Raw genomic sequence first — 227 nt, 5'->3', positions numbered from 1 at the left:
GAAATTGGATCTGAGCCGTCGGAGCCAATCGTCGCTAAGTCATCTTCATCCACGCGGATTGCGTCTACGTCAGTGATGGTTGGTTTATCATCAACGATGGTGACAGGTAACGTCTTCGATGAGGTGTCGCCATCAAAGTCTGTTGCGATAATCGGGAAGTCGATTTGCAGACTGTCGCTATTCACCGCATGGTCTAGTGGGCCCTGCAGAGTAAAGGTGTAGCTGCC

General features: G+C 51.1%; 1 protein-coding gene. It reads right to left on the bottom strand.

Annotated features, from left to right (window positions below; all coding sequences use genetic code 11):
* Window positions 1-227 (bottom strand): hypothetical protein (locus tag IQP38_RS18395; RefSeq protein ID WP_193837856.1); only part of this gene is annotated, 227 nt, incomplete at both ends.

The organism is Vibrio sp. OPT41, assembly GCF_015163595.1.
GTDB classification, from domain to species: Bacteria; Pseudomonadota; Gammaproteobacteria; order Enterobacterales; family Vibrionaceae; genus Vibrio; species Vibrio alginolyticus.
Note: the sequence above shows the minus strand (reverse complement) of the source record. Positions and strands in the feature narration are given on the sequence as shown.